The sequence below is a fragment of the Actinomycetes bacterium genome (assembly GCA_036510875.1).
Taxonomy (GTDB): domain Bacteria; phylum Actinomycetota; class Actinomycetes; order Prado026; family Prado026; genus DATCDE01.
Window position 1 is genome coordinate 39,820 of record DATCDE010000007.1, and the last position, 16,872, is coordinate 56,691.

The following is a 16,872-nucleotide window of genomic DNA, read 5'->3' on the forward strand; positions in this document are numbered from 1 at the left end:
GTCCGGTGGCCAGCCAGCGGGCCGCGATCGCCATGACGGCGGCCGAGGCCGACGACTTCCTGCGGTCCGGTCGGATCTGCGTGCTCGTCACGCTCGGCCCGGACGGGCTGCCCGACCCGGTGCCCATGTGGTATGTCGTGGACGACGAGGGCCGGGTCGTCATGCGAACCTTCGCCAAGTCGCAGAAGGTGGTGAACCTGCGCCGCGACCCGCGCTACTCGGCGCTGGTCGAGGCCGGTGAGCGGTACGTGGAGCTGCGCGGCGTGCAGCTGACCGGCACGGTCGAGCTGGTGGAGGACCGTGAGGTGGTCGCGGACACGCTGACCGGCCTGGCCCTGAAGTACGAGGGCCTGGAGCCGCAGCACGCCGCCGGGTTCCGGGCCGCCGCCCTGGAGCAGGTCGGCAAGCAGGTGGGGCTGCGGCTGGGGGTGGACCGGCTGGTGTCCTGGGACCACCGCAAGCTGCCAACCAGTGGGGCCGGGGCGTGACCCGGTGCACCTACCTGGGCGTCCTGCTGGCCGCCCTCCTGGGCGCCAGCTGGCTCGAGGTGGTGCTGCACACCGGGGTGTTCCGCCGCTGGCGGCGGCTGCTGTTGACGCTGGCACCCGTGGTGGCGGTGTTCGTGGTGTGGGACCTGTACGCGATCGGGCACGGGCAGTGGACCTTCGACCCGCGGCGGACGACAGGGGTGCTGCTGGGGCGGCTGCCGGTGGAGGAGCTGCTGTTCTTCGTGGTGATCCCGGTGTGCTCGGTGCTCACCCTCGAGGCGGTGCGGGTGGTGCGCGGCTGGCCGGTCGGCGACGAGCCGGACGACCAGCGGTGACCTACACCCAGCAGGCCGTGGCCGGGGTGCTCGTCTCCGTCGTCCTGGACCTGTGGGTGCTGGGGACCCGACTGGTCACCCGCAAGGCGTTCTGGACGTCGTACGCGATCATCGTGTTCTTCCAGCTGGTGACCAACGGGGTGCTCACCGGGCTGAAGGTGGTCCGCTACGACCCGGCCACGATCGTCGGGTCCTCGGCGGTGCCGTTTCTCGGAGCCGGCAGGATCGCCTTCGCCCCGGTGGAGGACCTGCTGTTCGGCTTCGCCCTCGTCCTCCAGACCCTGTCCTGGTGGGTCTTCTGGGGCCGCCGCCTCCGACCCCCCGCCTCACCCGGGTGACCGTCTATGCGCAACGGGGGAGACGGCTGGCGACCAGGGCGGGGACGGCGACGGCGACGCGGCGGGTGAGCGGCACCCGCGCCCGCCGGCTGAACACCTGGAAGTCGATGTCCTCCACCGCGTCCACGATGCCGCAGTACAGCACGCGGGCCGCCTCGATACACGGCTGTGCACTGGGGTCCAGCAGGGCGATGCCGGGCCGGGCGGCTGCCTCCAGCCGGCGCACCCGGGCGATCTCGAACCGCAGCAGGTCGCGCACCCGGTCGTCGACCACCCGGCGCTCGAGGTCGGCCCGGGTCAGCCCGAACCGCTCGAGGTCCTCCAGCGGCAGGTAGACCCGGCCGCGGTCGAGGTCCTCGCCGACATCGCGGATGAAGTTGGCCAGCTGGAACGCGGTCCCCAGGTCCTCGGCCGGCCGCCGCGCCGCTGGGGAGGTGCTGCCCAGGACCGGCAGCATCAGCAGCCCGATGACCGAGGCCGACCCGTAGACGTACTCGACGAGGTCCTTGTAGGTGGCGTACTCGGTGACGGTGAGGTCCATGGCCATCGAGCCCAGGAACGCCTCGAAGTGCTCCACCGGGAGGTCGAAGCGGCGCGCCGTGTCGACCACGGCCCGGCCGATCGGGTCGGTGCTGGAACCCCGGCGGACGTCGGCCAGGAACCGGTCCCCCCAGGTCTGCAGCCGGTCGGCCCGTTCCGGCGGGGACAGCGTGCAGCCGAGGTCGTCGACGATCTCGTCGGCGTAGCGGGCGAAGCCGTACAGCGCGTGCACGTGCGGCCGCCTGGCGGCCGGCAGCAGCCGGGTGGCCAGGTAGTACGTCTTCCCGTGCCCGGCGTTCAGCCGGCGGCAGCGCTCGTACGACGCCCGGAGTTCGGGGCCGTGGATCCCCGCCGCATCAAGCTCTTTTCGACCCACGCGTCTCACGCTACCGGCGACCGTGCCAGGATGCCTGTCGTGAGGAGTAGGCCGCTCGCCCCGGAGGTCCACTCATGAGCCTCGCGCAGGTGATCGGCGGACAGCGCCACGGCGTGTTCCGCTACAACGGCCGAGCCGACGCTGAGCGCCGCGCCGAGGAGCACGGCTGGCGCTACGTGCTGCTGGACACCGGCCAGGTGACCGACCGTGACGGGTTCATGGACGCCTGCTCGGAGGCCTTCGACCTGCCGTCGTGGTTCGCCCGCAACTGGGACTCCCTCGACGAGTGCCTGCGCGGCCTGGACCTGGAGGAGCCGGACGGCGTGCTCGTCGTGTGGGACGGCTGGGGCACCCTCGCCGACAGCGACCCGGACTGCTTCGAGGTCGCTATCGAGGTGTTCCAGGACGCCTGCGTGGCGTGGACCGACGACGACGTGCCCGGCGCGGTGCTGCTGCGCGGAACCGGGCCGGAGACGGACCTGCCCACGTTGTGAGGTCGGGCGGCTCTCATCAACCTTGAAGGCTGCTCTCAGTGAAGCGTCATCACCGCGCGCCATCCTGGCGGCATGGCACAGGTCCCCGAGCTCACCATCGTCCGCGGCGGTTTCGCGGCCGAGCCGGTTCTGCTCGACGCTGCGGCGCGGATCCTGGGCCGGGCCGGGGACAGTGACGTGCTGCTCGACGACGTGACCGTCTCACCGCACCATGCGCAGATCCGGCGCACCGAGGACGGCGGGCTGGAGGTCCGCGACCTGGGCAGCGTCAACGGCACCTACGTGAACGGCCGGCGCACGGACTGCTGCGCCCTCGCAGACGGGGACGAGCTGCGGATCGGGGCGTTCCGGCTGTGCGTGCACGCCCACCGGCGCGCGTCCTGACGTCCTAGAGCTGGATGAGCTCCGGCTCGGCGCCGCGCCGGTCGGCCAGCAGCAGCGTCCGCACGCGCTTGGACGACGCGAGCGTCGCGAGCACGACCGCCAGCGACAGCAGGGCGGCCAGGCCGTCCGACAGGTCGCCGTAGCTGTCCACGGTGGCCCCGGTGTTGACCAGGCTGTAGATGACGAACCCGATCGTCAGCAGCACCGCCGCACGGGTCTTGCCGCCGGACAGCCCCGCCGCGGCCAGGATGGTGAAGCCCCACAGCAGGTACCACGGCTGCAGCACCGGGCCCAGCACGACGACGGCGAGCAGCGCCAGGCCGAGCCCACGGGCGATCGGACGCCGGTCGGAGGTGAGCACCAGCCAGCCGATCACGGCCACGGTGAGCACCTCGCCGACCAACCGGAAGACGGCTACGGTCCCGTCGACGTGGTAGCCCAGGCCGAGGTACTGGCCCAGCTTGCCGGTGAGCATGCCCAGTGCGGTCATGGGGGAGAGCGGGGTCCGCACGGCCGCGGGAGTCTGCAGCGCCGACACCCAGCCGAAGTTGAGGCCGAGCAGCACATTGAGCACGCCGAACGTGCTGAGCGCCACCGCCCCGGCGACGACCCAGCCCCCGATCCGGCGGGCCCAGGAGGCGCCCACGCCGGCCCAGGCCAGCGCCACGAACGGCAGGGCCAGCAGCGCCGGAGCCTTCACCGCGCCGGCCAGCGTCACCATCAGCAGCCCGAGCAGGAACCGTCGCTCCAGCGCCAGCGCGACCCCGGCCACGAGCAGGCCGACCATGAGGGCGTCGTTGTGGGCCGCCGAGACGAAGTGCATGAGGACCAGCGGGTTGAGGACACCGAGCCACACGGCCTTCGCGGCGTCCACCCCGCAGGCCTCCGCCAGCCGGGGCACGAAGACGACAAGCAGGGCGATCCCCGCGAGCGCCAGCAGCCGGAAGGCCAGCAGCGCCAGGTTGGCCTCGGCGTGCGTCGTCCCGTAGACGACGTTGGACAGCCCCATCCACACCGGGCCGTAGGGCGCGGGGGAGGTGCGCCACAGCGAGTCCGCGCCGTCGGTGTAGTAGGTGGCGAAGGTGCCGGTGCCGTACAGGTACGGGTCGATGCCGTTGGGCAGCAGCCGGCTCAGCGCGACGTAGCTGAACACGTCACGGCTGAACAGCACGGGCGCCACCACGAGCGGCGCGGACCACCACCAGACCAGCTTGCCGAGCCCGGCCGGGTGGTCGACCCGGTGCTGGCGCACGTGCAGGCCCAGCTGCAGCCACGCCTGCAGCAGCAGGCCGATGCCCAGGACGACGAGCATCTTGCCGAACAGCGAGAAGGCCGGGATGGTGCGCAGCTGCTCGACGACCGGGGCGGAGGCCAGGCCGGAGGAGCGGGCGATCCAGCCGACCGAGACGGCGCCGGCGGCGGCCAGCGAGGAGCCCAGGAACCCGGGGACGGCGAAAGCCGCGACGAGGCCGGCCGAGGACTCGGCCGGCTCTTCCGCGAAGACTGGGCTAGCCGAGGCGGCGTCCCGCTCGGCCTGGTCGACAAGGGCCATGGCCACTCCAGGATAGGGCCGGAAGCCTCCGCGGATCGAGTGGCTTACGGCACGTCGTCCCGGACGGTCACCGCCAGGAGCGGGACGTGTACGCCTGGTCACGGCCGATCACCCGCTCGGCCGCGAGCCGGCCGCTGATCAGGACCATGGGCACGCCCACGCCCGGCTGGGTGCCGGACCCGGCGAACACGACGTTCTCGCCCCACAGGTTGCCGGGGCGGAACGGCCCGGTCTGCCGGAACGAGTGCGCCGCGGAGAACGGCGCCCCGCGCTCCATGCCTCGTTGCAGCCACTGCAGCGGGGTGGTCAGGTCCTCGACCTCGATGGCGTCGCCGAAGCCGAGGTAGCCGCGCTGCTCGAGGGTCCGCACCATGACGTCGCGGTAGCGCGGGCCGAGCCGCTCCCAGTCCAGCCCCGCCTCGGTGTTGGGCGTGGGGAACAGCGCGTAGTAGATCTGCCGACCCGCCGGCGCCAGCCCCGGGTCGGACCGGGTCGGGTTGGTCACCAGCAGCGACGGGTCGGACATCAGCCGGCCCTCGTCGATCAGCTCGGAGAAGACGCCCCGCCAGGACCGGCCGAAGTGGATGTTGTGGTGGGCGATCTTCGAGTAGGACGCCGAGGAGCCGACCAGCAGCAGCGCGCAGGACGGCGAGTAGGTCAGCCGCCGCACCGTCCAGGGCTCCCGGCCGAGCAGGTCGCGGTAGGCCACCGGCAGGTCCGGGTTGAGCACGACCGCGTCGCAGCGGATCCGCTCGCCGTCGGCGGTGCGAACCGCCACGGCCCGCGAGCCCACGACCTCCACCCGCTGCACCTCGGTGGAGTACCGGAGGCGCACCCCGTGCTTCTGCGCGGCGCCGGCCAGCGCCCTGGGCACCGCGTGCATGCCGCCGACCGGGAAGTACACCCCGGACACCGAGTCCATGTAGGCGATCACCGCGTAGAGCGCGAGCGCGTCGTACGGCGACAGCCCCGCGTACATCGCCTGGAACGAGAACACCCGCTGGGTGCGCGGGTCCTTGAGGTACTGGCCCACCTTCGGGGCCAGCCGGCGCAGCCCGCCGGCGGCGACCAGGCGGGCCAGGTTCGGGGTGAGCAGGTCCAGCGGCGAGTCGATGTTGCGGTCGATGAAGTCGCGCATCTCGTAGCGGTACAGCCGGGACACGAACTCCACATAGCGCCGGTAGCCGTCCGCCTCGGCCGGGCCGCAGCACCGGGCGACCTCCTCGGCCATCGCCTCGGGGTCGCTGTGCACGTCGAGGGTGGAGCCGTCCGGGTAGTAGGCCCGGTACAGCGGGTCCACCGGCCGCAGGTCCAGCCAGTCCGCCATCCGCTCGCCGACGCTGTCCAGCGCGTCCGCGATCAGGTCGGGCATGGTGAGCACGGTCGGCCCGGTGTCGAACCGGTAGCCGTCCACCTCGAGCAGCCCGGCCCGCCCCCCGGGGACCGCGGCCCGCTCGAGCACCGTCACCTGGCGGCCCGCGCCGGCCAGCCGCAGCGCCGCCGAGAGCCCGGCCAAGCCGGCACCCACCACGACGACGTGGTCGGTGGGGCCGCTCACCGTGCGCACCTCAGCGAGCCTAGGCGAGCAACGGCTGACCCGCTCGTCGGTGGGGTCGTAGCCTGCGGGCGTGACGGACCCGCGGGTGGGCCTGACCTCGGCCGAGGTCTCCGAGCGTGTCGCCCGCGGCCAGCTGAACGCCGTCCCCAGCGCGCCGAGCCGCACGGTGGGCCAGATCGTCCGGGGCAACACGTTCACCGTGTTCAACGCGATCCTCGGGACGCTCACCGTCGTCGTCCTGGTCTACGGCAACTGGCGGGACGCGCTGTTCGGCCTGGTCGTCGTCGCCAACACCGGCATCGGCATCGTCCAGGAGCTGCGGGCCAAGGCCACCCTCGACCGGCTGGCCGTGCTCGGGGCGGTTAGGCCCACCGTGCTACGCGACGGCGAGCAGCGGGAGGTCGAGCCGGGCGAGATCGTCCTGGACGACGTGCTCCCGGTGTCGTCCGGCGACCGGATCGTCGTGGACGGCGTGGTGTGCGCCTCGGCGGCCCTCGAGGTCGACGAGTCGCTGCTCACGGGGGAGTCCGACCCGGTGCACAAGCAGGTCGGCGACCCGGTGCTGTCCGGCTCGTTCGCGATGGCCGGGACCGGCTGCTACCAGGCCACCGCCGTGGGCTCGCACGCCTTCGCGGCCGGGCTGGCCGAGGAGGCCCGCCGGTTCACCCTGGTGCACTCGCAGCTGATGGCGAGCATCAACACGATCCTCCGGGTGATGGTCACGATCATGGTCCCGGTGGCGGTGCTGCTCACCTGGAGCCAGCTGCGCAGCCACGAGCACTTCGGCACCGCGGTCAGCGGTGCGGTTGCCGGGGTGATCACCATGATTCCCGAGGGGCTGGTGCTGCTCACCAGTGTGGCCTTCGCCGTCGGTGTGGTCCGGCTCGGCCGGCACCAGGTGCTCGTGCAGGAGCTGCCGGCGGTCGAGCTGCTGGCCCGGGTGGACGTCGTGTGCCTGGACAAGACCGGGACACTCACCGAGCCGGGCATGCACCTGGCCGACGTCCGGGTCGTGGACGCCGCCGCACCGATTCCGCAGGTGCTGGCCGGGCTGGTCGGCACCGAGCCGGCGCCGAACGCCAGCCTGGCCGCGGTCGCGCGGCGCTACCCCGCGGCGGGCGCGCCGACGGCCACGGCGGTGGTGCCGTTCTCGTCCGCGCGGCGCTGGAGCGGCGCCACCCTGGACGGCCTGGGCTCGTGGGTGCTCGGTGCGCCGGACGTGCTGCTGCCGGTCGGGGACCCCGCCCGGGCCACCGCCGACCAGGTCGCCGCCACCGGGCGCCGGGTGCTCGTGCTGGCGGCGTCCGACCTGGCCGGGCCGGACCAGCTCGGCCCCACCCGGCCCGCGGCGCTGCTCGTACTCGAGCAGCGGATCAAGCCGGACGCCGCGCAGACGCTCGCCTACTTCGCCGAGCAGGGCGTCGCCGTCAAGGTCATCTCGGGGGACAACCCGCGGACGGTGGCCACCGTGGTGAGCACCCTCGGGGTGCCCGGCGCCGGCGACGGGGTGGACGGTGGCACCCTGCCCACCGACCCCGAGGCGCTGGCCGACGTGGTCGAGGGGGCGGTCGCCTTCGGCCGGGTGACCCCCCGGCAGAAGCAGGCGATGGTCGCGGCGCTGCAGTCCAGGGGCCACGTGGTCGCGATGACGGGGGACGGCGTCAACGACGTGCTGGCCGTCAAGGACGCCGACCTCGGGATCGCCATGGCGTCCGGCAGTGACGCCACCCGAGCGGTGGCCCAGCTGGTGCTCGTGGACAACCGGTTCGAGCAGCTGCCGACCGTGGTGGCCGAGGGCCGTCGGGTGATCAACAACGTGGAGCGGGTGGCCAACCTGTTCCTCACCAAGACCGTCTACGCCACCTTGCTGTCGGTCCTGTGCGGCGTGCTGGGGCTGCCGTTCCCGTTCCTGCCGAGGCACCTGACCGTGGTGACGGCGCTGACCATCGGCATCCCGGGCTTCTTCCTGGCGCTGGCCCCCAACACGCGGCGGGCCCAGGCCGGGTTCATCCCCCGGGTGCTGCGCTTCGCGGTGCCCGCGGGGGTGGTGGCCGCGGTGGCGACCTTCGGCGCCTACGCCTCGGCCCGGCTGGATGAGGACGTCACCACGGCCGAGGCCAGCACGCTGGCCGCCATGGTGCTGTTCCTCGTCGTGTGGTGGGCGGTGGTCGTGCTGGCCCGGCCGCTGTCGCCGCTGCGGCTGCTGCTGGTGGGCACCCTGCTCGCCGGGTTCGCGCTGGTGCTCATGGTGCCGTTCGTCAGGGACTTCTTCGCCTTCGCGCTGCCCACCCTCGAGGCCACCGGCGTGGCGCTCGCCGTCGGGGCGGCCGCGATCGTCGTCCTCGAGCTGGTGCTGGGCGTGAGCGGGTGGGACCGGCCGGTCAGCCCCGACGCGTCGTCGCCGCCACCGCGAGCTGACCGAGGACGTCGCGCGCCGGTGCGCTGACCGGGCTGGCTTGCAGGGCGGCCATCGAGCGGGCGGTCAGCTCGGCGACCAGGCGCTCCACGTGCTCGAGGGCGCCGGTGTCCTGGATGATCCGGCGCAGCTCGACGACCCGGTCCTGGTCCAGGTCCGGGTCGCCCAGGTCGGAGCGCAGCCGGGCCGCATCGGCCGGGGCGGCCCGGGCCAGCGCGGTCGTCACGAGCACGGTGCGCTTGCCCTCGCGCAGGTCGTCCCCGGCTGGCTTGCCGGTCTCCTCCGGGTCGCCGAACACCCCCAAGACGTCGTCCCTCAGTTGGAACGCCTCACCGAGCGGCAGCCCGTAGGCGGAGTAGGCCTCGAGCAGCTCCTGGCTCGCACCGGCGAGGGCCGCTCCGAGGTGCAGCGGCCGCTCGACGGTGTACTTGGCGCTCTTGTACCGGACCACCCGCATGGCCCGCTCGACCGACCCGCCGCCGAGGGCCTGCTCCAGCAGGTCCAGGTACTGCCCGGCCATCAGCTCGCTGCGCATGACGTCGAACACCGGCTTGGCGTGCAGCAGGGCGCCCGCGGGCAGCCCGGAGTCGAACAGCAGCTCGTCCGCCCAGGCCAGGCACAGGTCGCCCAGCAGGATCGCCGAGCCGACGCCGAAGTCCTCCGGCGATCCCAGCCAGCCGTGCCCCCGGTGCAGGGCGGCGAACCCGCGGTGCGCCGCGGGCTGGCCGCGCCGGGTGTCCGAGCGGTCCATCACATCGTCGTGGATCAGCGCGCAGGCCTGCAGCAGCTCCAGCGAGGCGGCCGCCCGGACGATCTGCTCGCTGTCCGCACCGCCGGCGCCGCGCCACGCCCAGTAGGCGAACGCCGGGCGCAGCCGCTTGCCGCCGGACAGCAGGGTCACGGCTGAGTCCAGCAGCGGGGCCAGGTCCTCGCTGATGCCCTGCAGCCGGGGGCCCTGGACGGCGAGGAACTCGTCCAGGGCCTTCTGCACCCGGGCTCTGAGGTCCTCGGCCTCCGTCGCAGTCCCGCCCATGCCAGCAGCCTAGGTGCGCGGCCTCGTTCCGACAGGTCCGCCGCCGTTCCGTACCCTTGGGCGGCATGACCCGCGGGACCGCCTCCACGATGCCCGGCGGCTCCGCCACGGTCGCCGAGCTGCTCGCCGACGGCCACCGGTCGTTCTCGTTCGAGTTCTTCCCGCCGCAGACCGACGACGGGGAGCGCCAGCTGTGGCGGGCGCTGCGTGAGCTGGAGCCGTTGGCGCCGACGTTCGTCTCGGTCACCTACGGCGCCGGGGGCTCGACGCGCGATCGCACCACCCGGCTGACCGGGCGGATCGGCAGCGAGACGACGCTCACCCCCATGGGCCACCTCACCTGCGTCGGCTCCTCCGTCGCCGAGCTGCGCCGGGTGGTCGGCGGCTACGCCGAGGCCGGCGTGCGCACGGTGCTCGCGCTGCGTGGCGACCCGCAGGGCGGCCCGGGGACGCCGTGGGTGCCGCACCCCGACGGGCTGCAGCACGCCGACGACTTGGTCCGGCTGGTGCGCGGGCTGGGCGACTTCAGCGTCGGGGTGGCGGCTTTCCCCGAGGGGCACCCGGAGTCCCCGGACCTGGACACCGACGCCCGGCACCTGGCGGCCAAGGTGGCCGCCGGGGCGGACTTTGCCGTCACCCAGTTCTTCTTCCGGGTCGAGGACTACTTCCGGCTGGTGGAGCGCGCCGAGCGCCACGGCGCCCGGGTGCCGATCATCCCGGGGATCATGCCGGTGACCAACGTGCGGCAGATCCAGCGCTTCGCGCAGTTGTCCGGGGCGGCGTTGCCGGGCGAGCTGGCCGAGCGGCTGACCGCCGTCCAGGACGACCCGGAGGCGGTGCGCGCGATCGGCGTGGAGGCCGCGGTCGAGCTGTGCGAGCAGCTGCTCGACGGCGGTGCGCCGGGGCTGCACTTCTACACGCTCAACCGGTCCACGGCGACCCGGGAGATCTACCAGGCGCTTGGACTGCACCACCGCGCGGCCCGCCGCTGACACAATTGGGCGCATGAGCGAGCCCGCCAGCGTGTTCCCAGGGCCCAGCGTGACCGTCGTGGGCACCGGGACGGCCGCCGCGCCGCCCGACGTCGTGGTGCTCGACCTGGCCGCCGAGGCCGGCGCCCAGCATGCGGCCACCGCGCTGGGCGAGGCCGGCGCGGCGCTGACCCGGATGCGCGACGCGGCGCTCGTGGCCGGGGTCGAGCGGGCCGACCTGAGGTCGGCCGGCACCCAGCTGTGGCCGCAGACCGATCCGAAGGGCCGGCCGCTGGGCTACCGCGCCGTGCTGTCGCTGACCGTGCGGGTGCGGGAGCTGGCGGCCGCATCCGAGCTGCTGCCGTCGCTGGTGGCGGCCGGTGGGGACGCCGCCCGGGTCCAGGGCACCCGGCTCGAGCACGACGACCTGGCCGCGCTGCACCGGGCGGCGCGGGACGCGGCGTTCGCCGACGCGAGGGGGCGGGCCGAGCAGTACGCCGGGCTGGCCGGTCGCGGGCTGGGCCCGGTGCTGGAGATCAGCGAGGCGCCGGTCCGTGGCGGCCCGGGGCCGATCAGCCCCCGGCTGGCGCTGATGGCCTCGGCGGAGGCGCTGCCCGTGGAGGCCGGGCTGTCCTCGGTCGAGGCGTCGGTCGTGGTCCGCTGGGGGCTGGCCTGAGCCGTCCCGCGCCGCTGGGCCGCGACGAGTACCTGGCCCGGTGGTCGGGGCTGCACGGCGGGTACGACCCGGGCGCATCGGTCTGGGTGGGCGGCTGGCTGCGCCTGATGTACGCCGTGGCCCGTCCGTTCGCGGTGGCCGGGGTTCCTCCGGACGCCGTCACGCTGCTCGGGCTGGTCGCCGCCGGGGCGGTGGCCGCGCTCGCCTGGGCCGGCGCCGGCTGGCTGCTGCTGGCCGCGCTGGTGGTCGTGCTGTCCGGTGTCCTAGACGGCGTGGACGGCGCGGTGGCCGTGCTGACCGACCGGACCACCGCCTTCGGCTTCGTGCTCGACTCGCTGGTGGACCGTTGCTCTGACCTTCTGTACCTGTTGGCTTTGTACCTCGCCGGCGCTCCCGCATGGGTCTGCGTGGCCGCTGGGGTGGTCACCCTGCTGCACGAGTACGCCCGGGCCCGGGCCGCCGCCGGTGGGCTGCCCGACGTGGGCATGATCACGGTGGCCGAGCGGCCGACCCGGGTGATCGTCACCGCGCTGGCCCTGGCGCTCGCGGCGGCGGCGGCAGCTGACGGGGGTGCCGGACCCTGGGCGCAAGGGGGCGCGGTGGTGTGGCTGGTCCTCGGGGTCGTCGGCCTGGTCCAGCTGCTGGTCGTGCTGGGACGTCGGCTGCGCTGACTTCGGCAGGATGGGGGCGTGGACACCCAGCTGGCCCTGGCGCTGCTGGCCGGCGCGGTCATCGTGCTGGTCGGCGTGCTGGCCGTGCGGCTGGCCTACCGGCTGGGCCTGCCCGGCCTGCTGCTGTACCTGGGGCTGGGCATGGCGCTGGGGCAGTCCGGCCTCGGCATCCGGTTCGACGACGCCGTCCTGACCCGCGACCTCGGGCTGATCGCGCTCGCGGTCATCCTGGCGGAGGGCGGTCTCACCACCCGGCTGGCCCAGGTGCGGCCGGTGCTCGGCCGCGCGGCGGTCCTCGCCACGGTGGGGGTGGCCGTCTCGGTCCTCGTCGTCGCGGTCGCCGGCCGCTACCTGCTCTCCATGGACTGGCGGACGGCGGTGCTGCTCGGCGCCGTGGTGTCCTCGACCGACGCGGCCGCGGTGTTCTCGGTGCTGCGCCAGGTCCGGCTGCCGGCCCGGCTGCGCGGCCTGCTGGAGGCGGAGTCGGGGTTCAACGACGCGCCCGTCGTCGTGCTCGTCGCGGCGGTCTCGGCACCGAGCTGGGGCACCGGGCCGGCCTGGCAGCTGGCCCCGCTCATGGTCTACGAGCTCGCGGCCGGTGCCGCGGCCGGCCTGCTGGTCGGCTCGGCCGGGCGCCTGCTGCTGGCCCGGATCGCGCTGCCGGCGTCCGGCCTGTACCCGCTCGCGGCGATGGCCATCACCGCGGCTGCCTACTCCGGCACGGTGGTGCTGCACGCCAGCGGCTTCCTGGCCGTGTACGTGTGCGCGCTGCTGCTCGGGATGCCGGGGCTGCCGCACCGGCGCGCGGTGCTGGGCTTCGCCGAGGGTCTCGCCTGGCTGGCCCAGATCGGGCTGTTCGTGCTGCTCGGCCTGCTGTCCGTGCCCAGCCGGCTTCCGCACGCCGTGGGTCCCGCCCTGGTGACCGGCCTGACCCTGCTGGTCCTGGCCCGGCCACTGTCGGTGCTGGTGAGCGCGGCGCCGTTCCGGGTGCCATGGCGGGCGCAGGCGTTCGTCGCCTGGGCCGGGCTGCGGGGCGCGGTGCCCATCGTGCTGGCCACGATCCCGCTGTCCGAGGGCACGCCGTACGCAGTCGAGATGTTCGACACGGTGTTCGTGCTGGTGCTCGTCTTCACCGTCGTCCAGGCGCCGACGCTGCCCTGGGTGGCCCGGCGGCTGAAGGTGGTGGCCCCCGAGGAGACCGGCGAGCTCGAGGTGGAGACCGCCCCGCTGGACGAGCTGGACGCCTCGCTGCTCGACGTCCGGGTGGTCGAGGGCTCCCGGCTGGCCGGGGCGTACGTGGACGACCTGCGGCTGCCCCGCGGCGCCGCCGTGACGCTGGTGGTCAGGGACGGGGACAGCCGGGTGCCCGACCCGACGACGCGGCTGCGGGTCGGTGACCGGTTGGTGGTGGTGGCCACCTCGACCAGCCGGTCGGCGGCGGAGCGGCGGCTGCGGGCGGTCAGCCGCCGTGGTTCGCTGGCCCGCTGGCTGGGCGAGGAGGGCGACTCCGGCTGAGCCGCCCGCTCACGGTGATCAGGGCGGTGGCGCGGAGGGGTGGTCAGGCCGGGCCGATGAGCTCGGCGACGATCTCGGCGGACAGGCCCACGAGCGGCAGCCCGCCGCCGGGGTGGGCCGAGCCGCCCACGAGGAACAGCCTCGGCACCGGGCTGGCGTTGGCCGGGCGCAAGAACGCCGCCCTCGGCCCGTTGGACGACGTGCCGTAGATCGAGCCGCCCGGCGCCCTGGTGGCCCGCTCGAGGTCCGCGGGGGTACGGACCTCGTGCCACAGCAGCCGGTCCCGGACGTCCAGCCCGCGCGCCGCCAGCACGGCGAGCACCCGGTCGGCGTACGCCTGGGCCAGACCGGGGGCGTCCCAGTCGACACCGTGCTCAGGGTCGTGTCGGGGCGCGTTGACGAGCACGAACCAGGACTCGTGCTCGGCGTCCGGGCGCATCGCCGGGTCGTCCGGCGCGCACACGTACACGGTGGGGTGCTCGACCGGGTGCGGCTGCGGCCCGAAGATCGCGTCGAACTCCGCGTCGTAGTCGGCGCTGAACACCACCGTGTGGTGCCGCAGTCCCGGCGTGCGGCCCCGGACGGCCAGCAGCAGCACGAAACCGGACAGCGAAGGGGTGGTCCTGGCCAGCCGGTCCAGCACGGGGGCCGCGACCGGGCGGGGGAGCAGGTCCCGGTACAGGTGGCTCGCATCGGCGTTGGCCACCACCACGTCCGCGGGCAACGTCTCGTCGTCGGCCAGCCGGACGCCGGACGCGCGGCCACCGTCCAGGGTCACCTCGACGGCATCCGCGCCGAACCGGAAGCCGACCCCCCGGTCCAGGCAGCGGTCGTAGGTGGCCGTCGCCAGCCGGGCCAGGCCGCCGCCCACGTGCCAGGCGCCGAAGGTCTGCTCCACGTAGGGGATGGTGGCCAGCGCTGCGGGGGCCCGGCGCGGGTCGGAGCCGGCGTAGGTCGCGTACCGCTCGAGCAGCTGCCGCAGCCGCGGGTCGTGCAGGTACTGCCGACCGAGCCCGCGCAGCGAGGTGAATGGGGCCACCGTGCGCAGGTCGCGCAGCCGGATCGACTGCCGGACCAGCTGCCAGGGCCCGGTCAGCGGGCTGGTGAGGAACGGACGACGGGTCACCTGCCAGATGGCCGCTCCGCGGTCGACGAGCCCCGTCCACTGCTGTCCGGTTCCGGCGCCGAGTGCGGCGTCCAGGGCGTCGGCCGCGCCGTCCCGGGAGGCGTTGGGCAGCTCAACCGAGGTGCCGTCGGCGAACCGGTAGCCGAACGCCGGGTCGACCGGCACCAGCTCGACGTTGTCCTCCAGCGCCGCTCCGGCCCGGCGGACGGCGGTCTTGAGGAACAGGTCCCGGTAGACGGCGGGCAGCGTGAGCAGCGACGGGCCGGTGTCGAAGACGAAGCCGTCGCGCTGGTAGCTGGCCAGCTTGCCCCCGGGCGCGGTGGACCGCTCCACCACGGTCACCTGGTGCTTCGCCGCGGCGAGCCGGGCCGCCGCGGCGAGGCCGCCCATGCCGGCGCCGATCACCACCACCCTGGCCACGCCAGGGATCCTCCCATCCGCGGGAGGCTCAGACCGGGCGGCCCTTCCACTGCAGCTCGCCGCGGCGCTTGCGCCGCCAGGACTGCGCGGCGAGGTACCCGAACAGGGTGACCGAGACCGGGTGGGCCAGCGCGTCCGGCCAGACCCGCCCGCCCACGCGCCGGGCCACCAGGGCCCGCCCGGCGACGCCCGCGGCGTACCCGGCCAGCCCGACCGGTGACCCGCGCAGCGCGGCCGCGGCCGGCAGCACGTAGGCCACCCCGAGACCGGCCATCACGGCGGCGGCGCCGGCCGGGGAGCCGAACGCCGACCACAGCGACTTGGCGTAGCCGGCCTCGAGGTCGGCCCACCCCTCGTACATCCGGCAGGTGGCGATCGCGGTGCCGTCGGCCACCGTCCCGCGCCCGCCCGAGCGCTTCACCGCGCGCATCAGCGCCACGTCGTCGAGCACCTCGCCGCGGACGGCGGCGTGCCCGCCGGCGGCCCGGTAGGCGCCCGCGTCGACCGCGATCAGCTGCCCGTTCGCGGCGGCGAGCGACTCCCGCGGCGACCGCTCGGCGGCACCCATCGGCAGCGTGGTCAGCCAGGACCACTGCAGCAGCGGCTGCACGAGCCGCTCGGCCACCGACCCGGTCAGCTGCCGCGGGTACGGCGAGACCAGGTCCAGCCCGGCCGAGCGCAGCAACGTCACGGTGGCGGCCACCGCGGTGGGGGCCAGCACCACGTCGGCGTCCACGAGGACGAGCACGTCCCCGGTGGCCCGCTGCGCCAGCCGGTGGCAGGCCCACGGCTTGCCCAGCCAGCCGTCGGGCGGCGTGTCCTGGCCGCCGTCCAGCAGGGTCACCCGGGGGTCGCCGGCCACGACCGACCGGACGACGTCGGCGGTGCCGTCAGCGGAGCCGTCGTCCAGCACCAGGATCTGCAGGTCCGGGACCCGCACCTGGGCGAGCAGCGACCGCAGGCACGGAGCCACCCGGCGGGCCTCGTCGCGCAGCGGCAGCAGCACGGACACCCGCTCGGTCACCGGGGCGGGGTCGACGGGTGGCACCCGCAGCCGCCGCAGGTTCACCGCCGTGTGCAGGGTTCCGGCCAGGGCGGCCGCCGATCCGGTGGTGACCGCCGCGCAGGTCAGTCCCGGCCGGACCACAGCACCCAGGCGTAGGGGACGGCGACGACGCCCATGGCGATGCCGCCGTAGAGGGCCACCGCCGGGCGGTCGAAGAAGAACGCGTTGGCCACCACCGAGGACACGTAGGTCCACAGGAACAGGAAGGCCGGCTGGCCGTCCGGCGCGCTGCGCCGAGGCAGCCGGTCGAGCAGCAGCATCATGACCAGCGCGGTGACGAACCAGCCCAGGAAGTTGCTGGCCGGCACCCCCGGCACGTTCCGCAGCACCAGCCCGGGGTTGGTGAAGGTCCAGTAGCGCTCGCCGGTCATCATCGGGTCGAGGAAGAGGTCCCAGGAGGACAGCGCCAGGGCGCCGAGCAGCGGGGTGACCACGGCGGAGCGGGACAGCCTCCGGGCCGCGATCAGCGCGGGGTAGGCCATCATCGCCCAGGCCAGCGGGATCAGCCAGGGCACCCCGAGCACGGTCGCCCCCAGCGCGGTGCCGTACTCGTAGTGGCCGAACGGCAGCCCGGTGCGCACCCCCACGGCCTCGACCGCCAGCCCGCCCCCCACGGTGACCAGCAGGTACCAGGCGGACCACCAGGGGCCCCGCCAGATCAGCGCGTGGAACGCGGAGGCCAGGAAGAACGTGACGACGGTCGCCACGGTGACGTCGCGGCGGGCGTCACCGTGCACCAGCGGGAACGCGATCTCTAGCCCCACCACGCTGAGGGCGAGCAGCCACGGCAGCCACCGCACCAGCCCCGAGCGGCCGTGGTGGCGGTGGTCTGCGTGCGGGCCCGAGTATGACCGGACGCTCACCGGTCACCTGCCCGGCCTGGTTGCCATCCGGTCACGAGGGGGCAGCCTAG

17 protein-coding genes are annotated in these 16,872 nt (G+C 74.4%); 10 read left to right on the forward strand and 7 right to left on the reverse strand.

Features of this window, described 5'->3' with window-relative positions:
• Nucleotides 1–5 precede the first annotated feature (5 nt).
• From VIM19_00475 to VIM19_00485, 3 genes are read left to right on the forward strand one after another with little or no spacing between them, the layout of a single operon-like run.
• Nucleotides 6–488, forward strand: a complete 483-nt coding sequence (locus VIM19_00475) for a TIGR03618 family F420-dependent PPOX class oxidoreductase (GenBank protein HEY5183393.1) — start codon at nt 6–8, stop codon at nt 486–488.
• Nucleotides 485–823, forward strand: coding sequence for a lycopene cyclase domain-containing protein (locus tag VIM19_00480; GenBank protein HEY5183394.1), 339 nt, complete (start codon nt 485–487; stop codon nt 821–823). The genes VIM19_00475 and VIM19_00480 overlap by 4 nt, the downstream gene beginning before the upstream one ends.
• The gene (locus tag VIM19_00485; protein ID HEY5183395.1) at nt 820–1,161 is read left to right on the forward strand and encodes a lycopene cyclase domain-containing protein; all 342 of its coding nucleotides are present in this window, start codon (nt 820–822) and stop codon (nt 1,159–1,161) included. The genes VIM19_00480 and VIM19_00485 overlap by 4 nt, the downstream gene beginning before the upstream one ends.
• A gap of 4 nt (nt 1,162–1,165) precedes the next feature.
• Here VIM19_00485 and VIM19_00490 read toward each other — a convergent pair whose 3' ends face one another.
• A complete protein-coding gene (locus tag VIM19_00490) occupies nt 1,166–2,077 on the reverse strand; it encodes a phytoene/squalene synthase family protein (protein ID HEY5183396.1) in 912 nt (303 codons plus the stop codon).
• A 74-nt stretch (nt 2,078–2,151) separates the two neighbouring features.
• On the opposite strand from VIM19_00490, the gene VIM19_00495 reads away from it, so the two are divergent.
• Both VIM19_00495 and VIM19_00500 read left to right on the forward strand, forming a co-directional pair.
• Entirely contained in the window at nt 2,152–2,571 is a 420-nt protein-coding gene (locus VIM19_00495) for a barstar family protein (GenBank protein ID HEY5183397.1), read from the forward strand.
• 72 nt (nt 2,572–2,643) lie between these two features.
• The gene (locus tag VIM19_00500) at nt 2,644–2,955 is read left to right on the forward strand and encodes an FHA domain-containing protein (GenBank protein ID HEY5183398.1); all 312 of its coding nucleotides are present in this window, start codon (nt 2,644–2,646) and stop codon (nt 2,953–2,955) included.
• A gap of 4 nt (nt 2,956–2,959) precedes the next feature.
• Here the strand turns inward: VIM19_00500 and mptB are convergent, their stop codons facing one another.
• On the reverse strand, nt 2,960–4,507 hold the full coding sequence (gene mptB, locus VIM19_00505; GenBank protein ID HEY5183399.1) for a polyprenol phosphomannose-dependent alpha 1,6 mannosyltransferase MptB: 1,548 nt from the start codon (nt 4,505–4,507) through the stop codon (nt 2,960–2,962).
• Nucleotides 4,508–4,574: 67 nt separating this feature from the next.
• Nucleotides 4,575–6,074 (reverse strand): phytoene desaturase family protein, encoded by a 1,500-nt coding sequence (gene crtI / locus VIM19_00510; GenBank protein ID HEY5183400.1) that lies wholly within the window; start codon nt 6,072–6,074, stop codon nt 4,575–4,577.
• A 61-nt stretch (nt 6,075–6,135) separates the two neighbouring features.
• On the opposite strand from crtI (VIM19_00510), the gene VIM19_00515 reads away from it, so the two are divergent.
• Entirely contained in the window at nt 6,136–8,511 is a 2,376-nt protein-coding gene (locus VIM19_00515; protein ID HEY5183401.1) for an HAD-IC family P-type ATPase, read from the forward strand.
• Here the strand turns inward: VIM19_00515 and VIM19_00520 are convergent.
• Nucleotides 8,447–9,514 (reverse strand): polyprenyl synthetase family protein, encoded by a 1,068-nt coding sequence (locus tag VIM19_00520; protein ID HEY5183402.1) that lies wholly within the window; start codon nt 9,512–9,514, stop codon nt 8,447–8,449. The genes VIM19_00515 and VIM19_00520 overlap by 65 nt on opposite strands.
• A 65-nt stretch (nt 9,515–9,579) precedes the next feature.
• Here VIM19_00520 and metF point away from each other — a divergent pair, with 65 nt between their 5' ends.
• From metF to VIM19_00540, 4 genes are all read left to right on the forward strand, one after another.
• Nucleotides 9,580–10,506 carry a methylenetetrahydrofolate reductase [NAD(P)H] gene (gene metF, locus VIM19_00525; GenBank protein HEY5183403.1) on the forward strand — a complete coding sequence of 309 codons (927 nt, stop codon included), beginning with the start codon at nt 9,580–9,582 and terminating at the stop codon, nt 10,504–10,506.
• Nucleotides 10,507–10,519: 13 nt separating this feature from the next.
• The gene (locus VIM19_00530) at nt 10,520–11,161 is read left to right on the forward strand and encodes an SIMPL domain-containing protein (protein HEY5183404.1); all 642 of its coding nucleotides are present in this window, start codon (nt 10,520–10,522) and stop codon (nt 11,159–11,161) included.
• 86 nt (nt 11,162–11,247) lie between these two features.
• A complete protein-coding gene (locus tag VIM19_00535; GenBank protein ID HEY5183405.1) occupies nt 11,248–11,832 on the forward strand; it encodes a CDP-alcohol phosphatidyltransferase family protein in 585 nt (194 codons plus the stop codon).
• A gap of 18 nt (nt 11,833–11,850) precedes the next feature.
• A complete protein-coding gene (locus VIM19_00540; GenBank protein HEY5183406.1) occupies nt 11,851–13,347 on the forward strand; it encodes a potassium/proton antiporter in 1,497 nt (498 codons plus the stop codon).
• A gap of 43 nt (nt 13,348–13,390) precedes the next feature.
• Here the strand turns inward: VIM19_00540 and crtI (VIM19_00545) are convergent, their stop codons facing one another.
• The 3 genes from crtI (VIM19_00545) to VIM19_00555 are packed head-to-tail and all read right to left on the reverse strand — an operon-like array spanning nt 13,391 to nt 16,822.
• Complete coding sequence (gene crtI, locus VIM19_00545; protein HEY5183407.1) at nt 13,391–14,893, reverse strand: phytoene desaturase family protein; 1,503 nt, start codon at nt 14,891–14,893, stop codon at nt 13,391–13,393.
• A 28-nt stretch (nt 14,894–14,921) separates the two neighbouring features.
• Complete coding sequence (locus tag VIM19_00550) at nt 14,922–16,040, reverse strand: glycosyltransferase family 2 protein (GenBank protein ID HEY5183408.1); 1,119 nt, start codon at nt 16,038–16,040, stop codon at nt 14,922–14,924.
• A complete protein-coding gene (locus tag VIM19_00555) occupies nt 16,022–16,822 on the reverse strand; it encodes a carotenoid biosynthesis protein (GenBank protein ID HEY5183409.1) in 801 nt (266 codons plus the stop codon). The genes VIM19_00550 and VIM19_00555 overlap by 19 nt, the downstream gene beginning before the upstream one ends.
• Between the last annotated feature and the right edge of the window lie 50 nt (nt 16,823–16,872).